General features: G+C 48.0%; 1 rRNA gene (only partly in view). It reads right to left on the bottom strand.

Going from position 1 to position 1416, the window contains the following annotated elements:
* Nucleotides 1-1416, bottom strand: a 23S ribosomal RNA gene (locus tag LBB20_03485); its annotated part runs 496 nt beyond the window's last position; the annotation flags it as partial.

Here is a 1416-nt window from a genome sequence, read left to right as displayed (position 1 = left end):
GGGGGCTTAGACCAGAAGCTTGCACCTCCAGCGTTCACCTTTCCGCATTGGTCACGTGTCACTCCCTATACATCGTCTTGCGACTTAGCAGAGAGCTGTGTTTTTGCTAAACAGTCGGTTGGGCCATTTCACTGCGGCCTGTTTGACCAGGCACCCCTTCTACCAAAGATACGGGGCCAGTTTGCCGAGTTCCTTAGAGAGACTTAACTCACGCGCCTTAGAATACTCATCTCGGATACCTGTGTCGGTTTGCGGTACGAGCACCCTATGAACTCCCAGCGAAGTTTTTCTTGGAAGCATGACATCATTCAATTCCTCTCGGTCGAAACCAAAAAGTCCCATAATGCCTCAGCTTTAGTGTCTGGCGGATTTACCTACCAAACAGCCTCGAACAGTTAGACACGGACATTCAACACCGTGCTGAACTAGCCTTCTCCGTCACTCCTCTGGTTATAACGCTCATAAGATGGTACAGGAATATTGACCTGTCGTGCATCGATTACTCCAATTGGCCTCATCTTAGCTCTCGACTAACCCTGGGAGGACGACCCTTCCCCAGGAAACCTTATCCTTTCGGCGATACGGATTCTCACCGTATTTATCGTTACTCATGTCTGGATACTCACTTCCAACAAGTCCACCATCGCTTGCCGCTTTGGCTTCTGCCCGGTTGGAACGCTCTTCTACCACTCATAATATTTTATGAGTCCGCGATTTCGGCACATCACTTTAGTCCCGATCATCTTCGGCGCAAATCCACTCGATAGGTTAGCTATTACGCACTATTTAAATGATGGCTGCTTCTAAGCCAACATCCCTATTGTCTGTGCAGACTTACCTCCTTTAATCCACTTAGTGATGATTTAGGGGCCTTAATCGACGGTCTGGGCTCTTTCCCTCTCGTCCATGGAGCTTATCCCCCACAGACTGACTCCCATGTTACATTTATCGGTATTCGGAGTTTGATAAAGTTTGGTACCCTAGTATGGGCCCTAGCTTTTTCAGTGCTCTACCCCCGATAATCAACACATGAGGCTATACCTAAATATATTTCGAAGAGAACCAGCTATAACGGAATTTGATTAGCCTTTCACCCCTATCCACAGTTCATCCGAGAACTTCTCAAGGTTCACCGGTTCGGTCCTCCACTAGATTTCACTCTACTTTCAACCTGACCATGGATAGATCATCCCGTTTCGGGTCTGTTGCCTGCAACTAATAGCCCTATTCAGACTTGCTTTCGCTACGCCTCCAGCCCGTAAAGCCTTAAGCTTGCTACAAACAACAACTCCCAGACCCATTATGCAAAAGGTACGCCGTCACACAAAAACGTGCTCCGACCGCTTGTAGGCAATAAGTTTCAGGTACTATTTCACTCTCCTAGAAGGAGTTCTTTTCACCTTTCCCTCGCGGTAC

The sequence above is a fragment of the Puniceicoccales bacterium genome (assembly GCA_031283585.1).
GTDB lineage: Bacteria > Verrucomicrobiota > Verrucomicrobiia > Opitutales > LL51 > JAIRTH01.
This window is presented reverse-complemented; position numbering and strand designations above follow the sequence as displayed.